The following is a 14,261-nucleotide window of genomic DNA, read 5'->3' as shown; positions in this document are numbered from 1 at the left end:
GGGGGAAGAAAATTGCGTATGATATTTCTCGGACCGCCTGGCGCCGGAAAGGGAACGCAGGCCGTCAAGCTGGCAGCCAAGTACGGGATAGCTCACATATCGACAGGCGACATGTTGCGCGAGCACGTAAAAAGCGAGACAGACCTGGGCAAACAGGCTAAATCGTACATGGACTCCGGTCGCCTGGTGCCCGATGAGCTCATCATAGAGATGGTTAAAAAAAGGCTTAGGGAAGACGATGCCAAAAGGGGCTTTATATTGGACGGTTTCCCGAGGACAGTGAAACAGGCGGAGGCTTTAGACGAGCTTTTGGAGTCCGAGGGGATAAAGCTGGATGCAGTGGTGTTCTTGGATGTGGACGAGGAGACGCTGGTACGGCGCCTCTCGGGGAGACGAATATGTCTTAATTGCAATGCCATCTACAATGTGTATAACGCAGACTACCCCGAGGACGGGCACTGCAGAAATTGCGGCGCCAAGCTGATACAGCGCGACGACGATAGGCCGGAGGTCGTAAGACAGCGTCTCGATGTGTACCGAAAGGATACGGCCCCCTTGCTGGCCTACTATAAAGGCAGGGGAAACCTGGTTACCGTCGATGCGTCGTCGGATAGCGGCGAAGTATTGCGCGCCATTGAAGAGCTGTGCGGAGGTAAAAATGATCCGAATTAAAAAAGATTGGGAAATCGAGAAGATGAAGCGGGCGGGATCCATAGTGGCCGATGTGCTGAAGCTCATGAACGACCTTATAAAGCCCGGAGTCGATACAAAGACGTTGGATGACAGGGCAGAGGAGATTATAACCAAAAGCGGGGCCATTCCCGCTTTTAAGGGTTACTCTTTCCTCGGTGCGCCTTACCCTTTTCCGGGAAGCATCTGCGTCTCCATAAACGACGAGATAGTTCACGGCATTCCGGATCCGAAGAGGATATTGGCCGAAGGGGACATCGTGAGCATAGATGTCGGTGCCTGCTTTGATGGGTATTTCGGCGATGCGGCCTGCACCTACCCCGTTGGAAAGGTGAGCCTAGAAAGAGCCAGGTTGCTTGAGGTGACCAAAGAGTCGTTGTATCTTGCCATAAACACCGCCAAAGATGGCAACACCTTGGGCGATGTGGGATATGCCGTAGAGCATTACGTGACCTTGCACGGTTACGGGCTGGTTAGGGACTACGCTGGACACGGCATAGGAAAGCACCTTCACGAGGCCCCTCAGGTTCCCAATTTTGGGAGGCAGGGGGACGGCATAACCTTAAAGAGGGGCTTTACCATCGCCATCGAGCCGATGGTAATAGCTGGTAAAAATGAGAAGGTAGTGGTAGCCGACAACGGCTGGACTGTCGTGACGGCTGACCATTCCGATGCAGCCCACTTTGAGCATACCGTGTTGATCGCGGAAGAGGGCGGAGCGATACTCACGCCTTGGGAGTGACGGCCTTGGATCTTGATGATTTCGATATAGGAAGAGTCGTCATGTCCAAGAGGGGAAAGGATAAAGGGGCGTTCTACGTGGTCGTCGGGAAGGATGAATCGAGCAACAGGGTTTATGTTGCCGATGGAAAAAGCAGAAAGATCGCACGACCCAAGAAGAAGAATCCGAGGCATTTACAGCTTACGAACTGGTCTTTTCCGGAACTGCGCGAACGCCTTGAAGGCGATCGCAAGATCGACGATGAGTGGATACGCCAACGATTGTCTTCAATTTAAGAGGGGGTAGGTCAGCGCGCATGGCGAGGGAAGATGTCATTGAATTGCGGGGCACAGTTCTGGAGCCGTTACCTAATGCTATGTTTAAGGTACAACTTGAAAACGGGCACATTTTATTGGCTCATGTCTCGGGCAAGATGCGCATGCACTTCATTCGTATCCTGCCCGGCGATAAAGTCCTGGTTCAAGTCTCTCCTTACGACTTGACAAGAGGACGAATTGTATATAGATATAAATAGCTTTAAAGGGGGAAGCAAACAATGAAGGTCAGGCCTTCCGTTAAACCTATTTGCGAACATTGCCAGGTCATTAGGCGTCATGGAAAAGTTTGGATTATATGCAAGAGGGATCCGAAACATAAACAAAGACAGGGTGCAAGGAGGTAGTCGGGCATGGCTCGAATAGCGGGTATCGATCTGCCCAGGGATAAGAGAATCGAGATAGCGTTGACCTACATTTACGGTATAGGGCTTCCTTCGGCGAGGAAGATATTGGCTGCCACCGGAGTTAACCCGGATACAAGAGTCAAGGACCTTACCGAGGATGAGATCAACAAGTTGCAGAAGGAAATTGAGAACAATTACAAGGTCGAAGGTGACCTTAGGCGAGAGGTGAGCGCCAACATCAAGCGCTTGATAGACATAGGCTGCTATCGAGGGTTGAGACATAAATTGGGCCTTCCCGTCAGGGGGCAGCGCACCAAGACGAACGCTCGTACCAGAAAGGGACCGAAAAAGACCATAGCCGGCAAGAAGAAGGCCACGATGAAGAAGTAGTGCAGGTTATATTCTTTTTAAGGAGGGAAATTTATAGTGGCTAAAAGCACTAAAAGGCGCACAAGAAGAAAGGAAAAAAAGAACATAAATTATGCGGTTGCCCACATCCACTCTACTTTTAACAACACGATAATAAGCATAACCGATAAGCAGGGAGCCGTCATCGGTTGGGCATCGGGCGGAACGGTAGGTTTTAAGGGAACCCGTAAATCCACTCCCTACGCCGCACAGATGGCAGCTCAAGTAGCTGCCAAGCAGGCGCAAGACCATGGAGTGGTCGAGGTGGATGTAGTCGTCAAGGGCCCCGGGCCCGGAAGGGAGTCTGCCATAAGGAGCCTTCAGGCAGCGGGTTTGCAGATAAACATGATCAAGGATGCTACGCCCATTCCGCACAACGGGTGCCGTCCTCCGAAGCGGCGACGCGTGTAGTTGAGAGATTGAAGATTTAGAAGGAGGGAAAAGACTCGACATGAGCAGATATACAGGCCCTTCCTGCAGATTGTGTCGCAGGGCAGGAGCAAAGTTGTTCTTAAAGGGAGACAGATGTTATTCGGAAAAGTGTGCCATGGCTCGTAGGAATACCGTTCCTGGACAGCACACCCAAAGACGCGGCAAATTCAGCGAATACGGGCTAAGGTTGCACGAGAAGCAGAAGCTTAGAAGGATTTACGGCATGACCGAAAGGCAGTTCGAGAGGTTTTTTGAGAAGGCATCCAGGATGCCGGGACAAAAGGGACATAACTTCCTGCAGCTGCTCGAGCGGCGCTTAGATAACGTCGTTTACCGTTTGGGCTTTGCATCAAGCAGAGCTCAGGCCAGACAGCTTGTCGCTCACGGCCACATAACGGTAAACGGCAGAAAGCTTGACATACCCAGTGCCCTGGTAAGAGTGGGTGACGTCGTAGCCGTCGCGCCCGGAAGCAAGGACATTCCCGTAATCAGGGAAAACATGGAAGTTGCCTCGGCCAGGAGCATCCCGGAATGGCTTGAATTGCAGCCGGAACGGATGGAGGGCAGAGTAATATCCCTTCCGTCTCGGGAGCAGATTGACGTTCCTGTTAACGAGCAGCTAATCGTCGAGTTCTACGCTCGATAATTGTCTAAGGAGAGGATCAGTTTGGAACGTGTTGTGCCGGATATCAATGTAGAAGAATGCACTTCGGGCTATGGACGTATAAGGATAGAGCCCTTGGACAGGGGTTACGGTGTAACCTTGGGGAACGCCATAAGACGTGTATTGCTGTCGTCCATTCCTGGAGCTGCCGTTTCCGCCATAAGAATAGATGGCGTGCTGCACGAATTCAGCACCGTGCCCGGCGTAATGGAGGATGTCCTGGAAATAATACTGAACATCAAAAAACTTGCGGTGGTATCGCATAGCGACGAAGTTAGAGTCCTCAGGCTGGAAGCTCAAGGACCGAAAGAAGTGACCGCAGCCGATATAGCTCCCGATAGCGAAATAGAATTCCCCAATCCGGATGCCTATATATGCACCCTGGAGGAGGGTCATAAGCTCGGCATGGACCTTTACGTGGAACGAGGTGTCGGCTATCTGACCATGGATAGGCCCAGGCCAAGTTACTTGCCCGTGGACGTCTTATTGATAGATGCCATATTTTCGCCCGTATTGCGAGTGAACTACAGTATAGGTGCCGCTAGGGTTGGCCAGCGGACGGATTATGAAAGCTTGCTCCTTGAACTGTGGACAAATGAGACGGTAACGCCTATAAAGGCCTTTCTCGAGGCGATCAAGATATTGAACCAATATTTCAGTCATATTGCTTCGCTTCTGCTCAAAGAGCCGAAAGTGCCTCAAGAAGTCGAGGCGCTGCAGGCACCGGTCGAAGTCAAGGTTGAGGAGGATCCTCTCTTGGCCCGTCCCATCCGCGACCTGGAGCTGTCGATCAGGAGCGAAAACTGTCTGCTTCGGGCGGGAATACGCACGATTGGCGATTTGATCCAGTACTCGCGGGACGATCTCCTTAAGATCCGCAATTTGGGGAAGATTTCGTTGAAGGAGATAGAGGAAAAACTTCAGGCCTTTGGCCTCTCTCTGAGTTCGTCAAAAATTTCAGCGAAGAAGGAGAAGGGGCAAGAGGACGACGAAGAATACGATTTAGACGAGAACGACGACAAGGAGGAATAGACCATGAGGCATCAGGTACGCTCTAGGACGCTCGGGCGATATAGCGCTCACAGGAATGCGATGCTCATGAACATGGCTGCCAGCCTTATAATCCATGAAAGCATAGAGACCACCCTGATAAGGGCGAAGGAGCTCAGAAGCTACGTGGAAAAGCTCGTCACACGAGCCAAGGGCGGAAGCCTTCATGACAGGAGGATAGTGATCTCCAGGTTGAGAAACAAGGAGGCCACATTAAAGCTATTCAACGAACTGGCACCCCGTTACGCCAATCGTCCAGGAGGCTATACCAGGATAGTGAAACTCGGATATCGCAAGGGAGACGCTGCCCCCAAGGCCATCGTTGAGTTTGTCAAGTAACCCGATATGGCGGAAGACAGAATCTTTTCTTTGCGGGATATAGCTTTTTGCTATCCCGGCAACGACGAACCTGCCATCTCGGGGATAACTATGGATATAAACGTGGGATGGTGGGTTACAATTGTCGGCGATAACGGATCTGGCAAGTCTACCCTGGCGAAGATCTTGAACGCCCTGCTTATACCGACGCGGGGCGTTTGTTACGTATTGGGCAGGGATACCCGAGACCCGGCTGTACAGTGGGACATCAGAAAAGACGTATGTATGGTATTTCAAAACCCCGAGAACCAAATTGTGGCCTCCGTCGTGGAGGAGGAGGTGGCCTTCGGCCCGGAGAACCTCGGCTTGCCAAGTGAGGACATCACCATGCGCGTCAGGTGGGCCTTGGGGGTAACCGGCCTTTCGGAATTTGCAAAAAAGCCTACCTACGCCCTATCGGGAGGGCAAAAGCAGCGGCTGGCCCTTGCCGGGGCCCTTGCAATGCGGCCCAAATGCATCGTGCTGGATGAGGCGACGAGCATGCTTGACCCCGAGGGCAGAAGGGAGCTTACGGGTGTGCTCAAACGCCTGCACGAGGAGGGCATGACGGTGGTCTCTATTACCCACAGGACCGAAGAGCTTCTGCTTTCCGACCATGTCGCAGTGCTCAGCAGGGGCAAGTTGGCCTTTTACGGTGATCTGAACGAGGTGTTGAGCGGATCGACGCTTTCAAAGCTGGGCATAAGGGAGCCCTCATCGTTCAGGTTGTGGCGTGAGCTCAAAGGCAGGGGCCTGATCGACGATCGTGTATTGCCGAGGGCAGAGGATATGGCTGAAAACCTGGTGGAGAAGATATGTCTTTAGAGGTTTGCAGCGTCAGTTTTATATATCACAAAGATACTCCCCTGGAGACTAAGTCCTTAAGCGACGTTTCCTTCAGGGTGGAGCCCGGAGAATGGGTTGCCGTGGTGGGCCATACGGGGAGCGGAAAGACGACCCTGGCTCAGATGTTGAACGGCTTGATCTTTCCAAGCAGCGGAGAGGTCATAGTGGACGGCTTGAAGCTTTACCCGAAAGCTCCTCATCTGAAATCGGTGCGGCGCAAGGTGGGTCTGGTCTTTCAATACCCCGAACATCAGCTTTTCGCCGAGACCGTCTTGGAGGAGCTTATGTATGCCCCGCGAAATTTCGCCATTCCCGAGGACGAAGCCATGGAAAAGATAAAGCGCGTTTTGAAGGCCTTTGAGCTGGACGAAGGGATCCTCTCGAAGAACCCCTTTGAGCTGTCAGGGGGGCAGAAGAGGAAGGTGGCATTGGCGTCCATAGTGGTGACGGAACCTCACTACCTGGTATTGGACGAACCGACGGCAGGATTGGACTGGAAGGGGCAGGAAGCATTGCTTTCTATGCTAAGGACATTTAGGGACAATGGCACGGGCGTGATTCAAATCACCCATGATATCGAGATGGTATTAGATCATTGCGACAGGTTACTGGTGTTGGAGGAGGGCAGGAGGAGGTCGTGGGGGCCTCCCGCTCATGTCGTGGAGGAGCTGGCCGATCATCCGGCCAAGGGGCTGGTCCTTCCCGACGTGTTGGAGATGGCACTGCGCCTTCGCAGGGCAGGGCTCAATGTCTCACTCACCTGGAGTGAGGAAAGGTTGATCAGGGATATTGAAAAAGAGGTATCTTCATGCCTTTCTTAGATCATCTTACGCTGGGACAATACGTCCCGCTCAATTCCTTCGTGCATTCCCTGGATCCAAGGTGCAAGATCCTCGGCACTATGGCTCTTATAACGTCCGTATTCCTGGCAAACGCCTCCCCCTGGCCTTACCTGGTTTGGAGCGCCTTGGTCGTTTTTTTGTGCATCTTAAGCGGGCTTTCTTTGAAGAACGTGTTGGCTTCCACGAGGCCGGCGCTCCTGTTGGTCCTCTTTACCGTTATCGTGAACATGTTTTTTGCCGAAGGGGAAGAATTGATCAGGATTTCTTTCATATCGATTACCCGGGAAGGTCTTTTGACCGGCATCAAGATGGGCCTCCGGCTCTACTTTTTGATCTTATTTGCCAACATGACCATGATGACCACAAGCCCTTTGGAGCTGTCGGACGGCATAGAATCGCTGCTTTCTCCCTTCAGGCGATTTGGCGTGCCTGCTCACGAATTTGCCATGATGATGACTATTGCCTTGCGCTTCATACCCACCTTGCTTGAGGAGACGGACAGGATAATGAAGGCCCAGCTGGCGCGCGGGGCAGATCTGGACAGCGGCGGAATCGCAAAGAGGCTTAAGGCCTTCATACCCGTATTGGTGCCGCTTTTTGTCATAGTATTTCAAAGGGCCGACGAGCTGGCCGTGGCCATGGAGGCAAGGTGTTACCGCGGCGGCATCGGGCGAAGCAGGATGAAACCCCTGCATTGGGCTTCAAGGGACTCATTTTCCCTGGTCGTGGTATCGATGATTTGTATTGGCGGCGTGGTGTTAGACCGGTGGATATCTTGACGAGATACGCCGCGCTGATATCCTATGACGGTTCTGCTTTTCACGGCTTTCAGAGGCAAAGGGGTTTACCGACCGTGCAGGAGGCCTTGGAAGATGCTTTGAGCCTCTTGAACAAGGGGATGGTCAGGGTGACCGGAGCCGGCAGGACTGACCGCGGCGTTCATGCCCTTGGTCAGGTCGTTTCTTTCGACATGTTTTGGCCCCATGGCCCGGATGCTTTAAGGAAAGCCCTGGAGGCTAATTTGCCGTCCTCCATAGGGGTCTTTGAAGTGGTTCCCGTGGATGAGGGCTTCGATGCAAGAAAAAGCGCCCTTTGGCGAAAGTACGCCTATTTCATATGGAAGGGTGATTGCAGGCTTCCCCACCTGGACGAACACCTTTGGCGAAACGGAAAGCCCTGGGACATGCAGAAGGCAAGGGCCTTTTTGTCGATGATAAAGGGCCATCACGATTTCAGCGCCTTCTGTAGAAAGGCCGATCTCCCGGACAATGCGTGGCGTACTATAATTGATGCCAAACTGGAAAATATCGGTCACATGATAAAGGTGACTATAATAGGTAGGTCATTTTTGACGAACATGGTGAGGATCATCATCGGTACAATGGATGAGGTTGCTGCGGGGCGAAGGAGTTTGCCTGAAGTGGAGCTTCTTTTGAAAAGCGGCTCCCGCGAGGAGGCCGGGCCGACTGTGCCGGCCAATGCCCTGTTTTTGTGGGAAGTAAAATACGACCCCTCGCCATGGACGAAAGGAGGTTACCCTTTGTGTTGGGATTGGATATAGGCATAGATTTGGGCACTGCAACGATATTGATTTACATCAAGGGAAAGGGAGTAGTGATGACGGAACCGTCAGTGGTGGCCATAGACCAGAACACGAATAAAATTCTGGCCGTCGGTTCCGAGGCCAAGAGGATGTTGGGGCGCACGCCCGGCAACGTCATTGCCGTGCGTCCGCTTCAAAGCGGGGTCATAGCAAACTACACGATGACGGAAGCCATGATACGCCATTTCCTCAAAAAGATCATGTCGGGCGTCAATCGGCTGTTGCGGCATCGCGTGATGATCGGCGTGCCGTCGGGTGCCACCGACGTGGAAAGAAGGGCTGTCCTCGAAGCAGCCCTGGAAGTGGGTGCAAAGGAGGCCTACCTCATAGAGGAACCAATGGCAGCTGCCATAGGTGCCGGACTTCCGGTGGAAGAACCGCGGGGCAACATGGTAGTGGACGTAGGCGGAGGCACCTCCGACATAGCCGTCATATCCTTGGGTGGCCTTGTGGTTGCAGAATCCCTGCGTCTTGGAGGCGACGCCATGGACGAGGCGATAATAAGGTATGTCCGCAAGAAGTACAACCTCGAGATAGGTTCCCAGACCGCCGAGCTTTTGAAGATATCCATAGGAAATTGCCGCAAGGTCTCAGGAGACGAGCTGAAGTCCATGGTCGTGAAGGGCCGAGACATCATCTTGGGCCTGCCAAGGCAGGTAGAGTTGACGACGAACGACGTACAGGAAGCGATTTCGGAGATAGTCTCGTCGATAATCAGGAGCATAAGGCGCGTTTTGGAGCTAACGCCGGCGGAACTTTCTGCCGATATTATTGACAGAGGGATAGTTTTGACCGGAGGAGGAGCGTTGCTCCAGGGACTTCCAGAGCTAATCTTTGAACAGACGGGGATAAACACTTACGTGGCCGAATCGCCCTTGGAGTGCGTAGCCTTAGGCACCGGCAAGGCGCTTGAGGAGCTTAGCGCCTTGAAGGAAGCGGGAGCAGTCTATTCCTCCATTAAGAGAGTTTCGAGCCGCTAGAATCTCAAAAAAAGAAAGGTGGACTTCCCGGATGTATCGCGGCATATACGGCGCCTCATCGGCAATGCTGGTTCAGGAAAAGACTATCGACGTGGTGTCCAACAACTTGGCCAACGTCGATACCGTGGGCTTTAGAAGGCGCATCTCGGTCGAAAAGACCTTTCCCGAGGTGTTGATACAGCGCAGGGAATCCTTGGCTCCCTTTGAGGGGGCGTCGTATCAGCCCATCGGCCTTTCGGGCCTAAACGTGGTGCTTTCGCAGACTGCTATGGATACTTCCGAGGGTGCGATCGAGGTGACTGGCAACCCCCTGGACGTCGCCATTTCAGGAGACGGTTTTTTCGTCGTAGGCGACAGGGCCGGCAACGTCTTTTACACCAGGGCCGGCAACTTTGCCCTTGATTCGCGCGGCAACCTGGTCACCCAGGAAGGGCTTAACGTTTTGGGCAGAAACGGAGCTCCGATCAGTGTGGCCAACGTTTCCTTCGTGGAGATCGACGAAGGAGGGTCCGTGATAGCCGACGGCAATGTGGTGGGCCGGGTTGGGGTTGTTACCTTTCAAAATCCCACGTACTTGAGGAATGTGGGGAAGAGCTTGCTCCAGGCAAGCGCCGAATCCGGAGGAGCCCAACCTGTGGGGGCAGCCAGGCTTGTGCCAAGGGCGCTTGAGAGATCAAACGTCAACGTGGTATACGAGATGGTACGTCTTATAGAAGGCCAAAGGGCATACGAGGCGGCCGCACGCAGTTTGAGCATTCAGGATGAACAGACGGGATCCTTGATAACGACCTTCGGCAGGTCGTGATTCTCGATTTTTAGCAAGAGGTGATAGGAATGATACGCGCCTTATGGTCAGGAGCTACGGGGATGATCGCCCAGCAATCAAACCTTGACGTCATCTCCAATAACCTTGCAAACGTCAACACCACGGGATACAAGAAGATGAGGGCGGAGTTTGAGGACCTCATGTATCAGGTGGCGAGGGAACCGGGAGCACCCGTAGAGCCCGATTCAATGATACCTACGGGCATCCAGGTGGGTTTGGGCACCAGGCTCGTTGGTACCGGTCGCATAATGAGCCCGGGCAACCTGCAGGTCACGGACAATCCCTTGGACATATCCATAGAGGGGGACGGATTCTTTCAGGTGACCCTGCCTGACGGCACCATCGCCTACACTCGAGACGGCAGTTGGCATCTGGATGGAGACGGACAGATAGTCACTTCCGACGGCTACCTCCTGGAGCCACAGATCACAATCCCCGAGGATACCGTGGAGCTCACCATAAGCCCGACTGGCGAGGTCTACGTCAGACAGCCGGGCGATGTGGAGCCAAACCAAATCGGCCAGATCGAGCTGGCCCGTTTTGTCAACCCCCAGGGGTTAAGGGCCATGGGCAAAAACCTCTTCCTGGAGACTCCGGCTAGCGGATTTCCCATACTGGGACAGCCGGGCGAAGAGGGCTTGGGCACTCTTCGCCAGAGCACCCTTGAGATGTCAAACGTCCAGGTCGTCGAAGAGATGGTGGCCATGATAGTCACCCAACGAGCCTACGAAGCCAATTCCAAGACGATACAGACGGCCGACGAGCTGCTTCAAATTGCAAATAACCTGAGGCGATAATTCATGCCGCGGCGCAAAGCGGTTTTTGATGTTTTATTTTGCATCCTCTTTGCGTCCGCCCTGGGCTTCATCGTTGCTAGAGCGGCCCTTGCAGCGCCTGACGTGATGGTGAAAATCGACCAAGTCGTGGTATTGCCCTCTTCCTCTGCCGTAAAGCTTGGTGCCATATCGAACATATCAGGAGATCCCAGGCATTGCATGGCTGTGGCAAATGTACCAATTGTGCCGTCAAATTCCAACGTTACAAAGGGCCTCATCCTGCAGTCCATTAAATCCTGCGGGTTGAAGGACTTCACCATCTCCGTGATCTTTCCGGGCGACATGAAGGTCGCAGCTGAAGACCCCTACCTAAACGCTATTCGCAGCCAGATAGCCTGGCCGTGGAAGCTTGAGGCCAAATCATGCGATAAAATAGACGGAGAAATACTTGACGTCTCCAGGGTCAAAGTCGGGATCAAGAACGTATCCGTCAAGGTGCGCACCAAGGACGGGTCCGTGCGCTACAAACGTTTCCAGCTTCGATGGATCGCGCCCATGTTTACGGCGGCACGCCAGCTTGAATTCGGCAAGATATTGGAGCCGGACGACGTAAGCTTTATGACTTCTCCCTGTCGCGACGAGAGGATCCCCGGTTCTGCTGATGACTTATACGGCCGAAGGCTTAAAAGGCCCCTTGAGGCGGGTGAACCCATATGTGGATGCGACGTCGAGCCCGTCTTTTTGGTAAAGAGGGGAGAAAAAGTGCGCTTCTATTCCAGGGCAGGGACGGTGACCATCGAGACGATCGCCAAGGCCCTAGATTCAGGAGCCCTAAACGACGTGATAAGGGTCGTCAACCCGGACAGCCGCAAGGTGATCACGGGTCAGGTCGTAGGCGAAGGGGTAGTCATGGCTAAGGAGGAAAACTCATGAAAAGACATATTGTAATTGTAGTTGTATTCCTTATTTTGCTTTTGGCATGCCTTGGCGGGCAGGCAAGGGCTCAGTCCCTCTGGCAGGACGGCTCAAACCTGTATGCCGATCCCAAGCCTTCCGGAGTGGGGGACATCGTCACGGTGATAGTCGAAGAAAGCATTGGCGCCAGCGACAAGGCCAAGACCGACCTCACGAAGGACATAGAACATGAGGTAGACGATGGTACGGGCATATTTGATTTCATCCGCAAATTTGGCGTCGAGGCCAATACCGACATGTCCGGAGACAGCAGCTCCACAAGGACGTATTCCCTAAAGACCAGGGTCAGCTGTATAGTTACCGAGGTGCAGGACAACGGCAACCTGGTGATAGAAGGCTATAGGGACCTTAAGACTCACGACGAAAACCTGAAGCTCACGCTCAGGGGCGTCATAAGGCCTCGGGATGTATCCTACGACAACACCATATCCAGCACCAAGGTGGCAAACCCCGAGCTTCTTGTCGAAGGCAAGGGCTCCCTGTCCAGGGTGCAAAAACCAGGGCTTATAACCCAGATACTTCAGGCACTGTTTTAAAAAGAGGTGTGTAGTCATGTTTAAGCGATTTGCCGCAATTTCCGTGTTGTCTTTTGCGCTTGCCGCGTCTTTTTGTCTTCCTGCATTAGCTGCGGAACAGGCCCTTTCTCCCGTTGTTCGAGTTAAAGACATAGCAGCCGTTGAAGGCGTCAGGGCTAACCAATTGACGGGCATGGGCCTCGTCGTCGGCTTGCCCGGCACGGGAGACAGGACGGGAATAGCAATGCGCATGATCAGAAACATGGCCGAACAGTACGGCCTTGCGCTCGATACCAAGGACATCCGCTCGCGTAACGTTGCCGCCGTTTCCGTGGTCTGCAATCTTCCTGCCTTTGCAAGGTCAGGGCAAAGCGTCGATGTATTGGTCAGCGCGCTTGGTGATGCCAGAAGCCTGGAGGGGGGCGTACTGCTTCAGACGCCACTTAAGGCCGCAAACGGCCAGGTTTACGCTGCGGCGCAGGGCCCTGTCACTACAGGTGGTTTTTCTGCCGGTGGAGCGGCTGCGCAGGTATCAAAGAACATCACCACAACCGGCAGGATTCCCGGCGGAGCCATAATCGAAAAAGACGTCTCCATGGAATTTGCCGACGGTTCCAAACTGACTCTGCTCCTTCGTCAGCCCGACTTCACGACGGCCCAAAGGCTTGCCTCTTCCATAAACGCCAAGTTCGGCCAGGTAGCCATGCCTGTGGATGCGGGTAGGGTCGAGGTCGCCTTTCCTCCTGCCTACTCCCAAAGTCCCGCGAGTTTCGTGGCATCCCTGGAGCAGCTTCAGCTTAGGCCGGACATGACGGCAAGGGTTGTTATAAACGAGCGGACGGGCACCGTAGTCATGGGCGGGAACGTGAAGATAAGCGCCGTCGCCGTGTCTCACGGCAATTTGACCGTTGCCGTCGCCGAAGCGCCGAAGGTCGTTCAACCGGAGCCCTTTGCAGGAGGACAGACGGCAGTGGTACCGCGCACCCAGGTCGCGGTGGAGGAACAAAAGGGACAGGTGGTGTCGATGCCGGCAAGCTCATCGGTCGAAGATCTTGTCAACGCCTTGAATTCCATAGGTGCCACGCCGCGGGATATAATAACCATTCTTCAGGCGATCAACGATGCCGGTGCCCTTCACGGCGAACTGGTGGTGATGTAGAATGTCGACTGTAGATCACCTTTCCTTCGATAAAGGCATTTACGCAGGAAAGGCGGATGAGGCCCTGCGTGACAGAGAAAAGCTGCAAAAAGCCTGTCAGTCCTTTGAGGCTTTGCTGTTGGCACAGGTATGGAAGCATCAGCTGGCGGCGGCCAAGGCCTTGGGCCCCGGCGCAGAGGAGCCCTTCCATCAAATGGAAGACGTCGCCCTTGAAATGGCGAGCGATCAACTGTCTCGCCTTGGCGGCGTGGGCCTGTGGAAGTTTCTGTATGAGGAGATCGTGAAACAAGGTGATCAAACAAGAAAATAAACGATGGTGGAAAGACGGTTTATATTTTTCATGCAAGGGTTGTGCCGCCTGCTGTGGCGGACAGCCCGGCTTTGTGTGGTTAAATAGGGTCGAGGCCAAAAGGATCGCCCTCCTCCTGGGGTTGGACGTCGATGTGTTTTTGCGAGGCTATACCCGCAACGTATTTGGCCGCATAAGCCTAAAGGAGAAGGAAAATGGGGATTGCGTGCTCTTGGAGGCCGGAAGGTGCAGGGTCTACGAGGCAAGGCCTCTTCAATGCAGGCTGTATCCCTTTTGGCCTTCATTACTTGCAAGCCCTCGCAGCTGGAAACTTGAGTCAAGCAGGTGTCCCGGCATAGGAGAGGGCAAATTTTGGCCTCCCGAGATCATAGAAAGCCTGTTGGCCCAGGCTTCCCCCTTGGGCCTTTGATTAAGTTACCCATGCC

At 53.7% G+C, this 14,261-nt stretch carries 22 protein-coding genes; all 22 read left to right on the top strand.

Features of this window, described 5'->3' with window-relative positions:
• The first annotated feature begins 12 nt into the window (after positions 1-12).
• The 22 genes from BUQ78_RS03055 to BUQ78_RS02950 are packed head-to-tail and all read left to right on the top strand — an operon-like array spanning position 13 to position 14,245.
• A complete protein-coding gene (locus BUQ78_RS03055; protein ID WP_014806386.1) occupies positions 13-672 on the top strand; it encodes an adenylate kinase in 660 nt (219 codons plus the stop codon).
• Positions 659-1,432, top strand: coding sequence for a type I methionyl aminopeptidase (gene map / locus BUQ78_RS03050; protein ID WP_074199239.1), 774 nt, complete (start codon positions 659-661; stop codon positions 1,430-1,432). Before BUQ78_RS03055 ends, map begins: the two co-directional genes overlap by 14 nt.
• Positions 1,429-1,707, top strand: coding sequence for a KOW domain-containing RNA-binding protein (locus tag BUQ78_RS03045; protein WP_143228400.1), 279 nt, complete (start codon positions 1,429-1,431; stop codon positions 1,705-1,707). Before map ends, BUQ78_RS03045 begins: the two co-directional genes overlap by 4 nt.
• A gap of 20 nt (positions 1,708-1,727) precedes the next feature.
• The gene (infA, locus tag BUQ78_RS03040) at positions 1,728-1,946 is read left to right on the top strand and encodes a translation initiation factor IF-1 (RefSeq protein WP_009201463.1); all 219 of its coding nucleotides are present in this window, start codon (positions 1,728-1,730) and stop codon (positions 1,944-1,946) included.
• Positions 1,947-1,967: 21 nt separating this feature from the next.
• Positions 1,968-2,093 (top strand): 50S ribosomal protein L36, encoded by a 126-nt coding sequence (gene rpmJ / locus BUQ78_RS03035; RefSeq protein ID WP_009201462.1) that lies wholly within the window; start codon positions 1,968-1,970, stop codon positions 2,091-2,093.
• Positions 2,094-2,099: 6 nt separating this feature from the next.
• Positions 2,100-2,483 (top strand): 30S ribosomal protein S13, encoded by a 384-nt coding sequence (gene rpsM / locus BUQ78_RS03030; RefSeq protein ID WP_014806389.1) that lies wholly within the window; start codon positions 2,100-2,102, stop codon positions 2,481-2,483.
• 36 nt (positions 2,484-2,519) lie between these two features.
• Positions 2,520-2,912, top strand: a complete 393-nt coding sequence (gene rpsK, locus BUQ78_RS03025; protein WP_014806390.1) for a 30S ribosomal protein S11 — start codon at positions 2,520-2,522, stop codon at positions 2,910-2,912.
• 40 nt (positions 2,913-2,952) lie between these two features.
• Complete coding sequence (rpsD, locus tag BUQ78_RS03020) at positions 2,953-3,579, top strand: 30S ribosomal protein S4 (RefSeq protein WP_014806391.1); 627 nt, start codon at positions 2,953-2,955, stop codon at positions 3,577-3,579.
• A gap of 21 nt (positions 3,580-3,600) precedes the next feature.
• Positions 3,601-4,629: a DNA-directed RNA polymerase subunit alpha gene (locus BUQ78_RS03015; RefSeq protein WP_014806392.1), complete on the top strand. Its 1,029-nt coding sequence runs from the start codon at positions 3,601-3,603 to the stop codon at positions 4,627-4,629.
• A 3-nt stretch (positions 4,630-4,632) separates the two neighbouring features.
• Positions 4,633-4,986: a 50S ribosomal protein L17 gene (gene rplQ, locus BUQ78_RS03010; RefSeq protein ID WP_014806393.1), complete on the top strand. Its 354-nt coding sequence runs from the start codon at positions 4,633-4,635 to the stop codon at positions 4,984-4,986.
• Between the two features lie 6 nt (positions 4,987-4,992).
• Positions 4,993-5,829, top strand: a complete 837-nt coding sequence (locus BUQ78_RS03005; RefSeq protein ID WP_074199238.1) for an ATP-binding cassette domain-containing protein — start codon at positions 4,993-4,995, stop codon at positions 5,827-5,829.
• The gene (locus BUQ78_RS03000) at positions 5,820-6,671 is read left to right on the top strand and encodes an ATP-binding cassette domain-containing protein (protein ID WP_074199237.1); all 852 of its coding nucleotides are present in this window, start codon (positions 5,820-5,822) and stop codon (positions 6,669-6,671) included. The genes BUQ78_RS03005 and BUQ78_RS03000 overlap by 10 nt, the downstream gene beginning before the upstream one ends.
• Positions 6,659-7,471: an energy-coupling factor transporter transmembrane component T family protein gene (locus BUQ78_RS02995; protein ID WP_014806396.1), complete on the top strand. Its 813-nt coding sequence runs from the start codon at positions 6,659-6,661 to the stop codon at positions 7,469-7,471. Before BUQ78_RS03000 ends, BUQ78_RS02995 begins: the two co-directional genes overlap by 13 nt.
• Positions 7,459-8,253 carry a tRNA pseudouridine(38-40) synthase TruA gene (gene truA / locus BUQ78_RS02990; protein WP_318259471.1) on the top strand — a complete coding sequence of 265 codons (795 nt, stop codon included), beginning with the start codon at positions 7,459-7,461 and terminating at the stop codon, positions 8,251-8,253. The genes BUQ78_RS02995 and truA overlap by 13 nt, the downstream gene beginning before the upstream one ends.
• Entirely contained in the window at positions 8,235-9,275 is a 1,041-nt protein-coding gene (mreB, locus tag BUQ78_RS02985) for a rod shape-determining protein (protein WP_074199236.1), read from the top strand. The genes truA and mreB overlap by 19 nt, the downstream gene beginning before the upstream one ends.
• Positions 9,276-9,306: 31 nt before the next feature.
• Positions 9,307-10,080 carry a flagellar basal-body rod protein FlgF gene (gene flgF, locus BUQ78_RS02980; protein WP_074199235.1) on the top strand — a complete coding sequence of 258 codons (774 nt, stop codon included), beginning with the start codon at positions 9,307-9,309 and terminating at the stop codon, positions 10,078-10,080.
• Positions 10,081-10,109: 29 nt separating this feature from the next.
• Positions 10,110-10,898: a flagellar basal-body rod protein FlgG gene (gene flgG, locus BUQ78_RS02975; RefSeq protein ID WP_074199234.1), complete on the top strand. Its 789-nt coding sequence runs from the start codon at positions 10,110-10,112 to the stop codon at positions 10,896-10,898.
• Positions 10,899-10,901: 3 nt separating this feature from the next.
• Positions 10,902-11,810 carry a flagellar basal body P-ring formation chaperone FlgA gene (flgA, locus tag BUQ78_RS02970; protein WP_014806401.1) on the top strand — a complete coding sequence of 303 codons (909 nt, stop codon included), beginning with the start codon at positions 10,902-10,904 and terminating at the stop codon, positions 11,808-11,810.
• A complete protein-coding gene (locus tag BUQ78_RS02965; protein WP_014806402.1) occupies positions 11,807-12,388 on the top strand; it encodes a flagellar basal body L-ring protein FlgH in 582 nt (193 codons plus the stop codon). Before flgA ends, BUQ78_RS02965 begins: the two co-directional genes overlap by 4 nt.
• Before the next feature lie 16 nt (positions 12,389-12,404).
• Entirely contained in the window at positions 12,405-13,526 is a 1,122-nt protein-coding gene (locus BUQ78_RS02960) for a flagellar basal body P-ring protein FlgI (protein ID WP_074199233.1), read from the top strand.
• A 1-nt stretch (position 13,527) separates the two neighbouring features.
• Positions 13,528-13,836: a hypothetical protein gene (locus BUQ78_RS02955; RefSeq protein WP_074199232.1), complete on the top strand. Its 309-nt coding sequence runs from the start codon at positions 13,528-13,530 to the stop codon at positions 13,834-13,836.
• The gene (locus BUQ78_RS02950) at positions 13,817-14,245 is read left to right on the top strand and encodes a YkgJ family cysteine cluster protein (RefSeq protein ID WP_074199231.1); all 429 of its coding nucleotides are present in this window, start codon (positions 13,817-13,819) and stop codon (positions 14,243-14,245) included. Before BUQ78_RS02955 ends, BUQ78_RS02950 begins: the two co-directional genes overlap by 20 nt.
• Positions 14,246-14,261: the final 16 nt, after the last annotated feature.

It is taken from the genome of Acetomicrobium flavidum (assembly GCF_900129645.1).
GTDB lineage: Bacteria > Synergistota > Synergistia > Synergistales > Acetomicrobiaceae > Acetomicrobium > Acetomicrobium flavidum.
Note: the sequence above shows the minus strand (reverse complement) of the source record. Positions and strands in the feature narration are given on the sequence as shown.

Bases quoted from the DNA above. Each gene is read 5' to 3' on its own strand.
- BUQ78_RS03005 (WP_074199238.1), top strand. From the start codon at position 4,993: ATGGCGGAAGACAGAATCTTTTCTTTGCGGGATATAGCTTTTTGCTAT.
- infA (WP_009201463.1), top strand. From the start codon at position 1,728: ATGGCGAGGGAAGATGTCATTGAATTGCGGGGCACAGTTCTGGAGCCG.
- map (WP_074199239.1), top strand. From the start codon at position 659: ATGATCCGAATTAAAAAAGATTGGGAAATCGAGAAGATGAAGCGGGCG.
- BUQ78_RS02955 (WP_074199232.1), top strand. From the start codon at position 13,528: ATGTCGACTGTAGATCACCTTTCCTTCGATAAAGGCATTTACGCAGGA.
- BUQ78_RS02995 (WP_014806396.1), top strand. From the start codon at position 6,659: ATGCCTTTCTTAGATCATCTTACGCTGGGACAATACGTCCCGCTCAAT.
- flgF (WP_074199235.1), top strand. From the start codon at position 9,307: ATGTATCGCGGCATATACGGCGCCTCATCGGCAATGCTGGTTCAGGAA.
- BUQ78_RS02965 (WP_014806402.1), top strand. From the start codon at position 11,807: ATGAAAAGACATATTGTAATTGTAGTTGTATTCCTTATTTTGCTTTTG.
- BUQ78_RS03000 (WP_074199237.1), top strand. From the start codon at position 5,820: ATGTCTTTAGAGGTTTGCAGCGTCAGTTTTATATATCACAAAGATACT.
- BUQ78_RS02960 (WP_074199233.1), top strand. From the start codon at position 12,405: ATGTTTAAGCGATTTGCCGCAATTTCCGTGTTGTCTTTTGCGCTTGCC.
- flgA (WP_014806401.1), top strand. From the start codon at position 10,902: ATGCCGCGGCGCAAAGCGGTTTTTGATGTTTTATTTTGCATCCTCTTT.
- rpsM (WP_014806389.1), top strand. From the start codon at position 2,100: ATGGCTCGAATAGCGGGTATCGATCTGCCCAGGGATAAGAGAATCGAG.
- flgG (WP_074199234.1), top strand. From the start codon at position 10,110: ATGATACGCGCCTTATGGTCAGGAGCTACGGGGATGATCGCCCAGCAA.
- rplQ (WP_014806393.1), top strand. From the start codon at position 4,633: ATGAGGCATCAGGTACGCTCTAGGACGCTCGGGCGATATAGCGCTCAC.
- rpsD (WP_014806391.1), top strand. From the start codon at position 2,953: ATGAGCAGATATACAGGCCCTTCCTGCAGATTGTGTCGCAGGGCAGGA.
- rpmJ (WP_009201462.1), top strand. From the start codon at position 1,968: ATGAAGGTCAGGCCTTCCGTTAAACCTATTTGCGAACATTGCCAGGTC.